The sequence below is a fragment of the Calothrix sp. NIES-2098 genome, assembly GCF_963875125.1.
In the GTDB taxonomy this organism is placed as follows: domain Bacteria; phylum Cyanobacteriota; class Cyanobacteriia; order Cyanobacteriales; family Nostocaceae; genus Aulosira.
Genome location: NZ_CAWNKJ010000001.1, coordinates 1,912,555 through 1,927,646, shown reverse-complemented (window position 1 = coordinate 1,927,646; position 15,092 = coordinate 1,912,555). Strand labels below are relative to the sequence as shown.

Sequence of the window (15,092 nt, the reverse complement as noted above, 5' to 3'; positions counted from 1 at the left end):
GAGCTAGTTCCTCAGCTAAAGCTAGATCGGTTCGATCGTAGGAACGCCCTGATTCCGCAGCTACCAATGTTAGGGTTCCTAAAGTCTTACCATGCGCCTGCATGGGCACGATGATGACTGAACGAAAACCAATTTCTCGCAGCAAACGTAAATGTTCGGGGTCGCGGGCGGCGTCTACCAACAGAGCATCGGGAATATTTGGGTAAAATTCAGATTGCCCGGTGCGTAAAACCTGGGGAATTCCTCGTAAATCGTCTTGATTCAACGGATAGCGCTGTCGGATTTCCTCTACCCACTGGACTTTGGCTGGATTGACATGAGCAGTAACAACGGGTTGGATGGAACCGTCCTCTTGAGGCATATGCACAATACACCAGTCCGCCAGATGCGGAACCATTTGCTGGGCAAACTGATTTAAGGTTGTCTGGTAGTCTAGGGAACTGGCAAGTACTTTGGTGACTTCTGCCAGATATTTTTGGGTTTCTTCTTGGCGTTTGCGCTGGGTAATGTCAACCATGATTCCCCGCAGTAGTTTGGGTTCTTGGTTCTGCCGCACGACATTCACGACATCGTAGAGCCAGACAATTCGACCATCTGCTGCTAGCATTCGATACTCAAAGGCGTAGTTATCTAAGGATAGCGAATTCTCGTAAAACAACTGGGGAACCCATTCGCGATCGCCCAAATAAATAGTATCGATCCAGAAGTTGTCAGCGTACCAGGCTGTCAGCGGATACCCCAAAAACTCGACAGCTTGGGGGCCGACATAAGTGAAGTTTCCTGTCTTTGGATCGATTTCCCAGGGAATGACTTGAACTTGCTCTGCCAATAGGCGGAATCGTTCTTCGCTTTGGCGCAGTTCTAGTTCTGTATGCTTCAATTCGGAAATGTCGATCGCCGCACAGGTAACGCCGATCGCAACACCGTTGGCATCTTGCAGGGGTTCCACTGTCAAGTCGTAGTAATACTCTCGCCCCAACTGGGTGAGCTTGACTTCTTCCCGCCTCCCGATTCCTGTCTCTAATACCTGTTGTTTAATTCGGGTGAGAATTGCTGCTTCCTCAGGACAAACAAAATCGTTATCTGTTTTGCCCAGCACTCGATCGATTTGATATTCAAAGGTACGATTTTCAATCCAGGTGTAGCGCAGTTGCCGATCCTGGTGAAAGACGGCGATCGGGGCGTTTTTCAAAGCAACCCGCAACCGTTCTTCACTTTGCCGCAGCGATTCTTCAGCTTGTCTGCGATCGGTGACATCAATAATTAGTGCGTAAAAACCTTGGACAATACCATCTTCCCCCATGTCTGGGACAAAATAGCGTTGGACATAGCGCCAGCCAGCCGTTTTGAACAACACATACTTCTCAGAACTCAATTTCTGCCCAGACATGACGATTTCAATATCGGGGCGGATAGCTTGATAGGCTTCCTGTCCAATGATTTCCGCAACGTGCTTACCAACAATCTCTTCTGGGGAAAGGCCAAACCAGTCAGTGTATATTTGATTGACGAAACGATAACGGCATTGAGCATCGACATACGAAATCAGCACGGGCAATGAATCTGTGAGCAGGCGCAGTTGCATTTCGCTGTTACGGAGTGCTGCTTCGGCTTGTTTGCGCTGGCTGATATCGAGAATAAAACTAATTATCTGTTCTGGGTCATCCTCTAACAGCGCGGCTCCCACAATCATTGGCACACGCTGTCCTTGCTTGCCGATTAATGCTTTTTCGTAAGGAGTATTTTTCCCTTTTGTAATTAATTCTTCATAGGCAGGAACATCAAGATGTTTCAAATCAGCCGGAGTTATTTCATCCCAACGAATCCGCCCTGCTAATAAATCTTCACGGGTGTAGCCGAGGCTGTTGAGGAAGGCATCATTGGCATCAGTAATATTATTGTAAATATCAGCTGAAATAACACCAATAATATTGGAATCTATGAGACGACGAAATTTAGCTTCGCTGGCTTTTAATTGGCACAAGCTCTCCTTGGTTTGCTGTTGAGCTATGCGTAACGATCCTACTAAAACACTAATTAAACATCCCTCAAGAACAAACAGCGCCACTCTTGTTCCACTAGCAAATGTCAAACTCAAGCTTCCCACTGGCTCCAAGAAAAAGTATGTGGCGCATAGCGCTGACAACAAGGTTGCTAGCACACCCGGTTCTCGCCCTCCATACCAGGCGCTAATCGTAACTGCGCCAAAGAAGAGCAGAAACGATGTTTTGGTTAACTCAATGTCAGGATTGAGTACCAGCATCAACAGAGTAGCGATTGTCACTGAGGCGATCGCTACTCCATAACTCCAAATTTGACGCTTGAATTTGAACATTAAAATCCTTGTCAAGATCGCTTCAGCGTGGCTTGGATCGCATCTGCATCTAGTGCATTGTCTGCAAGCAAGAGAAATTGGAGTGCCAAGTTCGTTCCTCCTGCTAGAGTTTAGGTAACAAAAAGTAGAACGATCTCAACCAATTGGTTATTCGGTTTGCATAGACATTTACTTCAGGGGACACAATCTCAAATCCTCTCAGAGGAAAAATACTTAGCTAGTAAGTCTTCCCCGCGATCGCCTAATGAGTGCAATAAAGCTTCAATTTGTTTCAATGCTACTGGTAAAGGCTTTGTGCGGCCATTTTCCCAGCGATTCACGCTTTGAAACGAAAATCCTAGCTTTTCGGCGAATTTGACTTGTGAGAGTTGAAGACGTTGCCGCGTCTCACGTACTAAAACGGCAAGATCTGGTTCTTCCATAGCAGACATAAAAAATGAATTCCTTTATGTGCTACTCAGGGTTAAATATAACATCTGAGATAGTAGTTGTTGAAATATACCACGTGGCCTACTTCTAGTGGCTTCTATCCACAGAGGCAGAAATCTTGTAATGCAAATATGATTTAAATTACAAAAGTTCGTAATCATCTCTGCAAACAGATGTCCCATACCCGTAGGGGCGAGGCTTTCAAGGGAAAGGAAAACTCATGCGTAGACAGGTTGATTTGAGAAACATGGAATTGTGGAATCGGTGTTTGCCAAACTCACCTCTCCCTTTGTGAGGTAATTAAGGGAAAATTTTCAGCTTCAGTTGGGGTTCCCCCCAAAGCCTTTTTAATAAAACAAAAAATTAACCCTACACCTTTAGTTAGTGTCAAAGTTGCAGAAACTTCTGCTATTAGTAATTAATTAAAAATTACGAATTAGCATGATGTCTAGCAAATAAATCCAAAATCGATGAGTAAGGAAACTACATGAATTCAGGAATATCCACAGCTTGGGATAAAGTTCAAAGCATGAGCGATGGTTTCATGGCTTTGCTACCTAATATAGTTTTAGCGGTAATTGTCTTTCTGATATTTTTGTTTGTTGCTAGCAGAATTAAAGCCATAGTTAAACGGTTAACTCGCAACCATCGTTATGCACGTAATTTAGGATTAGTACTAGGAAGGTTAGCGCAAGGATTAACAATTTTAATTGGGTTGTTTATTGCCCTTTCGATTGTGATTCCTACATTTAGGGCGGGTGATTTGGTGCAACTGTTGGGGATTAGCGGTGTAGCAATTGGTTTTGCCTTCCGCGATATTTTGCAAAACTTCTTAGCTGGCATTTTAATTTTGTTGACTGAACCTTTCCGAATTGATGACCAAATAGTATTCAAAAATTTTGAGGGAACTGTCGAAAATATTCAAACACGGGCAACAACAATTAAAACCTATGATGGTCGGCGGATTGTGATTCCTAACTCGGAATTATTTACCAATTCGGTGACAGTTAATACTGCTTTTGATAATCGGCGATTAGAGTACGATATCGGCATTGGTTACGGCGATGATATTGACCTAGCCAAGCAGTTGATGTTAGAGGCAATAGATAGCGTCAACGAAGTTTTAAAAGACCCGGCTCCAGATGCATTGGTTATGGAATTAGCCGAAAGCACTGTCAACATTCGCGTGCGCTGGTGGATTCATCCACCACGCAGGGCAGATGATTTAGCCTCGCGAGATAAAGTACTATCTGCAATTAAGAAAAAGCTCGTTGCTAACGGTATTGATTTACCTTATCCCACACAACAAATTTTATTCCACGACCAGACCGAAGAGACAGATGGCGATGTCTGGCGACAAGCCGCTCCGCGTCTACGCTCTCGTCAGCGCGAGGGTTGGCCATCTGGTAAAGGTGAAGTACCAAAACCTCGCCGCATCAGTGATTCGCTCAGGTTACTAGCTCAAGTGCGCTCCCCCCAAGATGGTAACGGCAAGACATAGATAACTTTATTTCCGAAAGTCATAGATACATTTAATTTAAACAATTTTTGTAATTGGCAATAAAAACATGAAGGCTAAATATATGCATAATCAAGAGAAATCTACTAGAGCAAATTTAGGTAAATCGCTAAGAGTAATGTCAGCCAAACAAGGGCGTATGCTATTACCTTTGTGCGGCATAATGGTAGGATTTTTGAGTAGCTGTTCGCGAGAATTAACTAGAGAAGCTCCCTCTGCAACTGTTGTTTCACCTACAGTTAGTGAAACACAAAATCAAAGCCCACGCCCACTGACGCCAACTGCTGAGGATAACAATTTTGTAGTTGAAGTTGTCGAAAAAGTAGAACCGTCTGTAGTGCAGATTAATACATCCCGAACTATCAAAAGCCAAGCACCACAATTACCTGATGCGTTGAATGACCCATTCTTTAGACGCTTTTTTGGCGAAAACTTACCAACACAGCCTCAAGAACGCGTAGTACGCGGTTTAGGTTCTGGTTTTATCATCGATCCCAATGGACGAATTCTCACCAATGCTCATGTTGTCAACAATGCAGATACGGTGACAGTATCATTTTCTGATGGTCGTACTGTTGAAGGTAAAGTTTTAGGGCAAGATACAGTGACAGATGTTGCAGTGGTGCAAATTCCTGGGAATAACTTACCAGCAGTACAAATAGCAAATCCTGACTCTGTAAAACCAGGACAATGGGCGATCGCGATCGGTAATCCTTTAGGTTTACAACAAACAGTAACAGTAGGTGTCATTAGCGCAATTAACCGTTCCTTAAATCTTTCCACTAGACCTAGTAGCTATATTCAAACCGACGCAGCCATTAATCCCGGAAATTCCGGCGGGCCACTCTTAAATGCTCGCGGTCAAGTGATAGGAGTTAACACAGCAATTATTCAAGGTGCTGAAGGTATTGGCTTTGCTATTCCTATAGATACAGCACAACGAATCGCACAGCAATTAATTACTCAAGGCAAAGTTGAATATCCTTATTTAGGTATTCAAATGGTAACGCTAACACCCGAAGTTAAACAAAGAATCAATAATTATCCCAACAGTAATATCCGCATTACCGCAGACCGAGGAATTCTGGTTGTTCGTGTTGTTCCGAATTCTCCTGCTGCCAGAGTTGGATTGCGCGCTGGAGATATTATTCAATCAATGAACAATCAATCGATTACTACATCTGAAGAAGTTCAGCAGGTTCTGGAAAAGAATGGCTTAAATAATAACTTACAAATCCAAGTGCTACGCAACGGGCAGAACTTACAATTTACGGTAAAACCTGAACCGTTACCATCTCAAAATAATATCCAGTCTTAACTTACATGGTTTTGGGTATTAGGTATTGTGCTTTTACATCATGTTTGCAATTTACACTCACAAAGGCGATCGCATTTTCGCACCACCTACAACACCCAAAAAGCGATCGCACTTTTCATAATTTCAAATTGGTATCGTGTTGAAGTACTTTGGAGTCGTGTTGAGGTACTTCGGAATCGTGTTGAGGTACTTTGGAGTTGTGTTGAAGTACTTCGGCGTCGTGTTGAGGTACTTCGGAGTCGTGTTGAGGTACTTCGGAATCGTGTTGAAGTACTTCGGAGTCGTGTTGAAGTACTTCGGAGTCGTGTTGAGGTACTTCGGAGTTGTGTTGAAGTACTTCGGAATCGTTTTGAGGTACTTTGGAGTCGTTTTGAAGTACTTCAGAGTCGTGTTGAGGTATTATGCTGCTGGATTTTCCCTAACTTAACCCGACTTACGGTGAATGCGATCGCACTGACTGAAAAAATATCACAGGCGATGCCTCAGGCAAAATCTACGACGAACGTACTCATCATAAATCATCTTCCTTTATTCCCTCATTTCCTCCCTTCTGCCCTCTACCTTGAGATCATCGCAGAGATGCCTGTCGCTCTCACTCAAATTCACATTCAGATTCTTTAAATAAAATTGCAACCACCTACAACCCCGCACCAACAACTCATCTAAATTTTCCACAGGCCACAACCGCGGCGTATTCTCAGTTGAGACGGTGGCGATGGTTTTGCCGTCCGGGCTGTTTACCCATTGGTGTCAGAGGCAGTATGATTGTAAAGCTAGAACCGCGTTCAACTTCCGATTCTACTTGTACACAGCCACCGTGAACTTCTGCCAATTTTTGAGTTACTACTAATTCTAAAGCAGTTATTTCTTGGTGATTATCTGCACTTTGAGTAATTTGAAAATATGGTTGAAATAGTTTGGTTTGGTCTTCTTTAGAGATGCCAGTACCAGTATCCCAAACCGTAAAATGCACAAATATACCTTTGATGAAAACCTTCAAACCCACAGTTCCAATAGTGGTAAACTTTAGGGCATTAAAGAGTAAATTTAACAGCATTTGCTTGAGTCGCAAGGGGTCAGCCACTATAGTTGTGACATTAGGATCTAAATCTAATAGCAATTTCAAACCCTTGTTAGCAGCTTTTTCCTTCACCAAAGCCAACACATTATTACATAGCGCTGGCACGTTGACTGTTTCCCATTGCATTTCCAGCTGGTTAGATTCAATCTTGGAAATATCCAAAATATCGTTGATTAGCTTCAATAAATGCTTACCGCTAGATTGAATAATATTTAAGTACTCTTGGTGGCGTTCCCGATTAGGATCATAACCTTGGGCTAAAAGTAAGTGGGTGAAACCGATAATAGAACTCAGTGGTGTGCGGATTCCGTGACTCATAGCCAAAAATTGGTTTGCGAGTTGATTGGGTAACAACTCACTTCCCTGTTGCTGACGAATAAAGGCCACAAGATAATCATGCACCAATTGATAACGGTCAGTGGGCGATTCTGGTAACAGCAACACTAACCCAGATTTAACAACAATCTCTAAAACTAAATCCAGCTTGTCAACTTCTGTGGGCACATATGGTTCTAACTCTGCTGCTAACTCCGCATAAGTCTTCAGGGGACGAGTCCCATTTTCATCTGTGAGTAGATATAAAACCAGTTGTGCAACACGTTTATTCTCAGCACCACAGTCTGTAATTACTTCCTCTAAAAATCCCTCAACCAGTTTTTCTTTAGTACCAACCTGCTGATATTGTTCTAATGTTGTAATCTTCTCTGTTTGCAGTTGCGTCCCCACAATTTGTAACTCAATTGGACGGACTTCCCCCAATTCCCCTGCTAAATCCTGCACTAATTGCTCAATCAACCCAGGCTCTAAATAAAATTGTGAACGCGCCGTTAAACTCTCCACAAGCGTCTTCGCATCTGCGAGTGAAAAATTACCCAAGTAATAACGAATATTTTTATCGAGAATATTATTATTAATAACTTTTAAATCAAATAATCGGTCTAATTCTAATAAATAATGTAAATAATCTTCTCGCAAAGACAGAATTACCTTAACAAAAGGGATATCTAAACAGACGCGCAGAAATTCATAAAAAGGTCGCCTTTGAGCTTGGTCTTTATAAACAAAGAAAAACTCTTCAAACTGGTCAAATATTAAAACGGTTAATAAATTCCGTCGTTCATTGTTGCGTAACTGCTCTAATATATCTTCCTGGGAATGTAGAGATATTCCCCGCAATCTCTCAACACTTTCTACTAAGTTGCGTCCCAACATCCCCAGCCAATCTGTATAACTTCGCAACAAAATTGGTAAAGCATCTCGCTCACCAATCGGTTGCTGTTGCAACGCTGGTATTAATCCCCCTTGTAAAATTGAACTTTTCCCGACTCCCGACTGTCCGTGAATTACAGTTAATTTATGTTCTGTACTGCTAACTCTTTCGCGTAACCGTCGCACATCTTGAACTCGGCTAGAAACTGCAATTTCTTGAGCAATGGTTTCCGCATTTTCTGCTTGTATCTGTGCTGGATTAATTGCTTGTCGCTGCGGGTTAAGATAAGATGCACCAACAAAAGCACGAAAACCATATTGCTGTTCAATTTGTAATCGCTCTTGCTTGAGATGAAATGCATCTAAATATCTAGCTTGTTCAAAGTAAAGTTCGCGCAATCTTTCCAAAATAGAAATATATAATTTCGGGTCAAACTGCGGATTACTTTCAGATTTTGCTAGTTCTAAGGTGCTTATTTCTGCTTTTACTTGTCCTAAAACCCGTTGCGCACGTGATAAGAGAAACAGGTAAAAACTACGCTCATAAGGTTGTAGATTGGGTACATTCGCTAAATATCGTAATGCTGTCATTGCGAACGGAACGAAGTGGAGTGAAGCAATCTCCGGTGATGTCGCCTCATTGCGAGTGGGCGGAGATTGCTTCGCTTCGCTCGCAATGACATTAGGAGATTGATTAGTTTCGTTGTGGGTGGGTTGAGATTGCTTTGCGTTGCTTGCAATGACGTTTAATATCTCTGTCCAGCTAGCTAATACTTCTAGTGCTTGTTCAGCAAATTGCTGTGCTTCATCCCAATGCGATCGCTGTAACGCTACTTCTGCTAAAAAACCGTAATCTTGAGCTAGCTGTCGCGGTGTACCATAATCTTGATGCAGTATTAGAGATTGTTCTGCAAGGCTTTGTAGATCGCTCCACGCTTGTAAACTTCGCAGCACTTCACCCAATTTACTAATATATTCAGCAATTAGATCTGGTTTTTGTGCTTCTTCAAAAATTACAATAGCTTGTTGAAAATAATTTCTCGCTTCTTGCCAATATTCTTGAGTTTCTACCGCATCAATACTAGCCTGGCGTTGATATGCTAAAGCAATATGCGCTAATAATATACCTTGCCGTTCTAAGCGATCGCTTTGTTGCCAAAACCCCAAGCTTTGCTGATAATATTCTAAAGCCGAATCTATTCTGTCATGTAAATAATCGTGTAAACCAAGTACAAATTCTAGACTATCTTGCAGATCTGGATCTAAAACGCGATCGCGGCTTTGCAAATCTTGACGAACAGTTGTTAATTCCCAACAAATCTGTCGATTCGGAATAACATCACCAGCAAATATCTCATCAGTCTTTTGCCGCAGAAACTCTATTAAATTATTAGTAGGATTAATAAACCGAATTGTTGTCGCCCAATTATCCAAGTCTGCTGCTAACCGAATCATTTTTTGCATAACTTGGTCATTAATCCACAATAAAGTCGGAAAAGGAAAGTTTTTTCTAAACTCTTCCCTGACTTGGTTAGCAGCAGTTAGAACTGTATCAATATCTTTAACCGATTCCAAACCAAAAACCATCAATGCTGGTGGTTGTTCATCTCCCAACTCTGCTTTAATAGCCGTGTAAAGCGTTCTGACCGATTTAGGTAAAGTAATTTCGCGAATTTGTACGGGAGATAATTCGTGAATGCGTTTGACTATACGCTGACGCAAAGCATCATAATTACAGCGTAAGAAGATGAGCGAGAATTCACCTTGAGAAAGGGTAATTGCTCTTACCAGCGTTCGCAATGACCTTTCGTTTTCAACTTCTATATTTTCTGATTCTTCATGACTCATAACATAATGATTTATTTAGTAGGATGGGCAATGCCTACATTTGTGATATAAACCACATCTATTTTGAGAACCATAGTTTTAAAAGTAGTGGGAGCATCTTGCTCCCTGCTGGTGTAGTGGGAACATCTTGCTCCCTGCTCTTCGTAGCGGGCAAGATGCCCGCACTACTCCAGGTTTCAAAATGGACGAGTGTGATACATCATTCATAATCGAAATTCTTTTGCCTCCGCCAAAATTGGATTGATATCAAACCATGAACCATCCTCATCCCGATATTCAAATACAAACATACTGCGGAGCAAAAGTTCGTATTTTTCATGTCCTCTAAAGCTTTTAGCTTGCGCTACCTCACGCAAAGATTGCCATTCATCGGGTGTAATGCCTAAAGTTAGCTCATTACAGCGTTGTTTAATTACGCTTTCTACACAATTACGCGAAATTGGTGGGTCGTCTCTTTGCAGACAGCGAAACAATAACATCAACAAGTTACGCAGATGTCCGCCGCTAACTCGACAAATTCTTTCTAATGTATCTGGACTATCAAAAACCTGAGTAATTAAGTTTAAATTTAAATTTTGGCTTTGTTCCCAACTAACACCAGGAAAAGCTCTCACCATAATCATCTGTTTTAATAATGTAATTCCCCGTTGAGAATCAGAACCATCTCGTAACTTTACCGGAACCATCGGTAAAACTTTTGGGTCTACGCCAAAGCGATTGGTTAACCTGCCCAAAGCGTTAGAAAATACTAATATTAAAGGAATTGTATAAATAACATGACACTTTAGCTGGTTTAACTGTTCGCCGCGTTCCACAAATAAATATTCAGGCTGATAATAACCCGATGGCTTCAAAGAATTATCAACTCGGTCAAGATTATCGATAATAACCACCAGTCCGGCTTTACCTTTTTCCTTCAGTTTATCTTTAGCAGGTTTGAGTAATTCATTATTAATTGCTTCTAAAATTCCATTGGTGCGCGGTTCTAAATATTGCCGCAACTGACTCCGTAATTTAGGGCTATCTTTGGTTTTAGCAGTTATCTTTGCAATTCCCGCCGAAAGTTCAACTTCCGAAAGTTCCATCAGCGTCATTAATAAATCGGTAATTTCTTTAAATAAATTTTGAAAATATCCCGGTTTGATGTTAATTCTTATTGATTCTAGACTTTGGCTGACCTCACGCGCGATCGCTAATAAAATATCTGTAACATCAACATCTGCCATATCTAGGCTTTGGCTAGATTCAAAATACACTACATGAAAATTCTGCTGTTCCAATTCTGCTTTTAGCCGCAGTAATTCTGTAGACTTGCCACAACCAATATGACCAGTAAATAATTGACAGGTAGGTTCTTCTGGTGAAAGTCGGGCGATCGTTCGCCCTAATTCCTCAATAATCTTCGCACCCCGCACTTTAGAAAAATCAATATAATATTGTCTATCCTCTGGTTTGCTAACAACCAAAGTTTTGCTAGGGTTGGACGCCTGAAAAAACTTCTGTAAATCCAGTTTCATGACAATTCACCCAAAATCAGCCTTCTCAAGTGATAAACCTGAGCGTAGGCGGCTAGGGAAATCTTACAGCAGTTTTCATGTATTTAGACCTGCGTTGGTAGAGCAAAGATGAAAATGGTAAGGAACAGTATTTTGCCCTTACGCATAATTTATATGTGTCGCAACCATTATTTGAATGGGTACTACTATGATTAAGCCATACGTTCTATGAGGCGATCGCCTACACGTAAAGCATTGGCAATAATTGTCAAGGTAGGGTTAACAGCAGCACTAGATCGGAAGAAACTGCCATCTACTACATATAAATTATCAATGTCATGAGTGCGGCAATTAAGATCTAATACTGAAGTTTTGGGATCTTCGCCAAAGCGACAAGTACCGCACTGATGCGCCACACCTTGCAGAGGCAGTTTTTTCTTAAAATAAAAGGAGGCGGGAATAATTTTTTCGCCACAACCAATCATTTTCAGTACTTGCGTCCAGCGATTCAGCAGTCGATTGTAGGCTTCGGTGTTGTTCTCGGTGTAATGCAACTGTACTGCATCATTGCGCAGAGTAACGCGGTTGTTGGGATCGGGCAAATCTTCCGCAGTTAGCCACCAGTCTACCGAGTGAGTGGCGATCGCTTCAAATGTATGTCGCTCTCGAAACGAAAGACCGAGAACTGATGGTGATTCTTGGGCGATCGTATCTGCATTTACTTTACCTAGTAACTGCACATGACCCATTGGATAATCGAAATCTTCATCACCCCAGTAAAAATCGTTGATTGCTAAGGTTTTTTGAAACGAAGTTGGATTAGATTTTAAACTAACTCCAATAATCGCTCCGTTTTGATGCTTCATTAAGTTTCGCCCCACGAGATCGGAACTGTTCGCCAATCCATAAGGGTGTTTATCGTTAGCCGAACGCAATAACAAAGCGGCAGAATTAATTGCGCCACAAGCAACCACCACAATATCGCTAGAAAAGAAAACAATTTCGCCATTAATTTCCACTTCCACAGCAGTAACTTCTCGCCCAGAGGAACTGGTGTGTAGTCGTTTTACCTTAGCCTCAGTGATGAGGGTGACATTATCATACTGCTCCGCTGGACGCACACAATTCACATCTGCATCGGCTTTTGCATCGACTAAGCAAGGAAATCCATCACAGGTGTTGCAACGAATGCAAGCACTCAAACGACGATTCACTTCATTTAGCTTGATAGCAAGTGGTAGATAAAACGGATGATAACCTTCACCTTTTAAAGAGTCATGAATCTCTTGAATACGCGGTTCGTGACGAATCGCAGGATAAGGATAATCTTCAGTTGCAGCTGGCTCAGTTGGATCTAATCCCCTTTTACCATGTACTTCATACAGCTTTTCGGCTTCAGTGTAGTAGGGTTCAAAATCGCGGTATTTCAGCGACCACTCTGGCGAAATCCCACCTTTGTGAATTACTTGCTCAAAATCTTGTTCTCGCCAGCGAAACAGCGCCCCACCATACACTTTAGTATTACCACCCACAAAGTAACCCGTACCGGGATGAATGTCATTTCCTTTTTGGTCGTACCAAACTTCGTTAGTGTGATAGCGGTCTTTTTGAAAAACTTCAACTGTATCCCAGTTTGCCTTCTCACGAGGTAAAAAAGAACCGCGTTCCAGTATGAGAATTTTTTTCCCAGTGGGAGCCAAACGATAAGCTAGCGTACCGCCACCTGCGCCAGTACCAATGATAATAAAATCGTAGTGTGCAGTATTCACGAATTTTCTCCAAGTAAAAGTTTCTGCGTGAGCTATTACATATCGTTGCTAGAAGGGTTAAGAGTATAATCAGCTGCGGCTTGGGCGCGACGACGGCTCATTTTCTGTTCGTGAGCTTCGTAGGCAATGCAGATCCAAATTAAAGTCATGAAGAGAATATTTTTGTTAAAACTCTCGGCTGCATTAGGAAACAAACTACCAGCAGGTATAATGCCAAATGCCAAAATGATGCTAAAAGTCATCAGTATGAGTAGTAGCCCTGTCCACCGCACCCAATAGTTAAGCGCAAATAATGCACCTAGCAAAATTTCTGCTAAAGGTAATAACCAGGCATAGGGAATTGCGATTAACCAAGGTAGAGGGCCGATCCCTTCCCATCCCGGTGGAATTCCCGGGCCGATGATTTGGAGTTTTTGAGTAAGGACTGTTTGGTAGAAACCGTTGGGAACACTGAAGTTGAGATAGTTAGCAATACCGGAAAGGAAGAAGAACAAGCCCATTGTGATGCGATTGACAGTAATAGCAGTCCGGAGGTTGAGTAGGTATTTCATGATGAACTCCTGAGGATGAAATTGTGGTTTGAATTTTTTTTGCAGAGGCGTAGAGAAGTTATCGAGAAGGCGGTGCAAGGTGATTGAGTAGGGTTGGTACGCCTGTCCAACTGAAGATTTGTTGAAATTGTGTCGGTTGAGCAGCGCGCCAGACGAGAGGAGTAGCCAAAATCACGCCAGCAGCAACGGTTGCAATCCCAGAGAGTAAAGGGGTTTGTCCGAGTTGCATATGAGTAATGGAGCGATGACGCTGAAATAATTCGTCGGTGAGCCATTCTGTTGTAACTTTGAGGTTACGTGCAGAGTTTGGCAGCAGTTGTAAATATGTTGCTTCTCGCAGGAAATGACCGGGCTGGCCTTTAATCTGGACTTTATTGAACAAGTTAGCAACACCTTCGTTGAGTCCGAGTTTCATTAAAGTACCGCGCATTTGGATTGCCATAGGTACGGCTGGTTTACCTTCCTCGATCCGCTGGAGATTGTGAGCGATCGCTTTTCCTTGTTGATAAGCAACTTGGGCTGTGGGTGGTTGGGGAGCGTCGCTATTTGTGGCGCAATCTCCGGCTGCAAAGACTTCTGGAAATTCAGGAAGTTGTAATGTCGGTGTTACGATTAGCCGCCCGCGATTATTTTTGACTGGTAACTCCATTAACAAAGGGTTGGGAGCAGTTCCCGCAGTCCACGCGATCGTTCCTGCTGGCAAAAGTTGGTTTTTGTCTTGTTGTTGGTACTCGATACCATCCGCTTGAATCTTAGTGACAGCCGCATCAAATAAGAAATCAACAGGAACTACACGATTTTTCAGCGCCCGTTGGGCTGTACAGCGCAAATGACTATTTACATCTCCTTTGAGGATTTCTCGGCTGCGATTGACTAAGACAATGCGAATTTCATCAGCATCACCGCCCAATTCGTCGTACCAAATGGGTAATAAATCTGCCAAGGTACAAGCTAATTCAATACCAGCGGGCCCTGCGCCAACTATGGCGACGGTTAGCAATAGCCGACGACGTGCTGCATCTTGAGTTTGGATTGCTTGATGCAGTCTGTAGCGCAAGTGTTTTCTGAGTGCGATCGCTTCTGCACCCGAAGTCAAGGGCATAGCATATTCTGCCGCACCAGGAGTATTAAAATAAGTTGTTTTTCCACCCAGTGTTAACACCAAGTTGCCATAGTGAAAAACCTCGCCAGAAGCGACGGTAACTTTGCGTTGATTTAAATCAATCGATTTCACCGTATCTTGCACAAAGGTGACACGACTACCAGCCAAAAGTTCTTTGTAGCGTGGGTAAACTTGTTCGCTGTGTAGTTCGCCGCTAAGTAGTTCGTACAACAACGGTTTGAAACTGAAGCGATCGCGCTGTTCAATTAAAATAATTGGTTGTGAGTAATTTTGCTGGCTGAGGTGCAGAGCTGTAAACAGTCCAGCAAAGCCACCACCTAGGATGACTGTGGGATGAGACGCTTGCTGCATAGGTGTATGAGTTGCTTTTGTTAACTGCTCTCAGTATCGCGGTAGGTAGCAACTCTTAGGTTA

General features: G+C 42.5%; 9 protein-coding genes and 1 pseudogene. 3 read left to right on the top strand and 7 right to left on the bottom strand.

All coding sequences use genetic code 11. The features are described from left to right. Positions 1–37: 37 nt before the first annotated feature. Positions 38–2,335 (bottom strand): annotated as a pseudogene (locus AACU33_RS08105) (PAS domain S-box protein); the annotation flags it as partial. A gap of 188 nt (positions 2,336–2,523) precedes the next feature. Beyond that, positions 2,524–2,766: a helix-turn-helix domain-containing protein gene (locus tag AACU33_RS08100; RefSeq protein ID WP_096588024.1), complete on the bottom strand. Its 243-nt coding sequence runs from the start codon at positions 2,764–2,766 to the stop codon at positions 2,524–2,526. Positions 2,767–3,251: 485 nt separating this feature from the next. Between AACU33_RS08100 and AACU33_RS08095 the strand changes: the two genes are divergently transcribed. The 3 genes from AACU33_RS08095 to AACU33_RS08085 all read left to right on the top strand — a co-directional run bounded on the left by AACU33_RS08095 (position 3,252) and on the right by AACU33_RS08085 (position 6,222). Further along, positions 3,252–4,265: a mechanosensitive ion channel family protein gene (locus AACU33_RS08095; protein WP_096588023.1), complete on the top strand. Its 1,014-nt coding sequence runs from the start codon at positions 3,252–3,254 to the stop codon at positions 4,263–4,265. Between the two features lie 136 nt (positions 4,266–4,401). Next, positions 4,402–5,601, top strand: coding sequence for an HhoA/HhoB/HtrA family serine endopeptidase (locus AACU33_RS08090; RefSeq protein WP_445291783.1), 1,200 nt, complete (start codon positions 4,402–4,404; stop codon positions 5,599–5,601). Between the two features lie 27 nt (positions 5,602–5,628). Then, the gene (locus AACU33_RS08085; RefSeq protein ID WP_339375844.1) at positions 5,629–6,222 is read left to right on the top strand and encodes a hypothetical protein; all 594 of its coding nucleotides are present in this window, start codon (positions 5,629–5,631) and stop codon (positions 6,220–6,222) included. Between the two features lie 76 nt (positions 6,223–6,298). Here AACU33_RS08085 and AACU33_RS08080 read toward each other — a convergent pair whose 3' ends face one another. From AACU33_RS08080 to AACU33_RS08060, 5 genes are all read right to left on the bottom strand, one after another. After that, a complete protein-coding gene (locus AACU33_RS08080; protein WP_096588021.1) occupies positions 6,299–9,739 on the bottom strand; it encodes an nSTAND1 domain-containing NTPase in 3,441 nt (1,146 codons plus the stop codon). A 203-nt stretch (positions 9,740–9,942) separates the two neighbouring features. Continuing rightward, entirely contained in the window at positions 9,943–11,256 is a 1,314-nt protein-coding gene (locus AACU33_RS08075) for a P-loop NTPase fold protein (protein ID WP_096588020.1), read from the bottom strand. Positions 11,257–11,447: 191 nt separating this feature from the next. Next, complete coding sequence (locus AACU33_RS08070) at positions 11,448–13,004, bottom strand: GMC oxidoreductase (RefSeq protein WP_096588019.1); 1,557 nt, start codon at positions 13,002–13,004, stop codon at positions 11,448–11,450. Between the two features lie 35 nt (positions 13,005–13,039). Continuing rightward, on the bottom strand, positions 13,040–13,555 hold the full coding sequence (locus AACU33_RS08065; RefSeq protein WP_096588018.1) for a DoxX family membrane protein: 516 nt from the start codon (positions 13,553–13,555) through the stop codon (positions 13,040–13,042). A gap of 58 nt (positions 13,556–13,613) precedes the next feature. Further along, on the bottom strand, positions 13,614–15,029 hold the full coding sequence (locus AACU33_RS08060; protein WP_096588017.1) for an NAD(P)/FAD-dependent oxidoreductase: 1,416 nt from the start codon (positions 15,027–15,029) through the stop codon (positions 13,614–13,616). Positions 15,030–15,092: the final 63 nt, after the last annotated feature.

What these genes read in the sequence shown, in the direction of transcription:
- AACU33_RS08100 (WP_096588024.1), bottom strand. Translation starts at nt 2,766, where the DNA reads ATGTCTGCTATGGAAGAACCAGATCTTGCCGTTTTAGTACGTGAGACG.
- AACU33_RS08095 (WP_096588023.1), top strand. Translation starts at nt 3,252, where the DNA reads ATGAATTCAGGAATATCCACAGCTTGGGATAAAGTTCAAAGCATGAGC.
- AACU33_RS08090 (WP_445291783.1), top strand. Translation starts at nt 4,402, where the DNA reads ATGTCAGCCAAACAAGGGCGTATGCTATTACCTTTGTGCGGCATAATG.
- AACU33_RS08080 (WP_096588021.1), bottom strand. Translation starts at nt 9,739, where the DNA reads ATGAGTCATGAAGAATCAGAAAATATAGAAGTTGAAAACGAAAGGTCA.
- AACU33_RS08075 (WP_096588020.1), bottom strand. Translation starts at nt 11,256, where the DNA reads ATGAAACTGGATTTACAGAAGTTTTTTCAGGCGTCCAACCCTAGCAAA.
- AACU33_RS08065 (WP_096588018.1), bottom strand. Translation starts at nt 13,555, where the DNA reads ATGAAATACCTACTCAACCTCCGGACTGCTATTACTGTCAATCGCATC.
- AACU33_RS08060 (WP_096588017.1), bottom strand. Translation starts at nt 15,029, where the DNA reads ATGCAGCAAGCGTCTCATCCCACAGTCATCCTAGGTGGTGGCTTTGCT.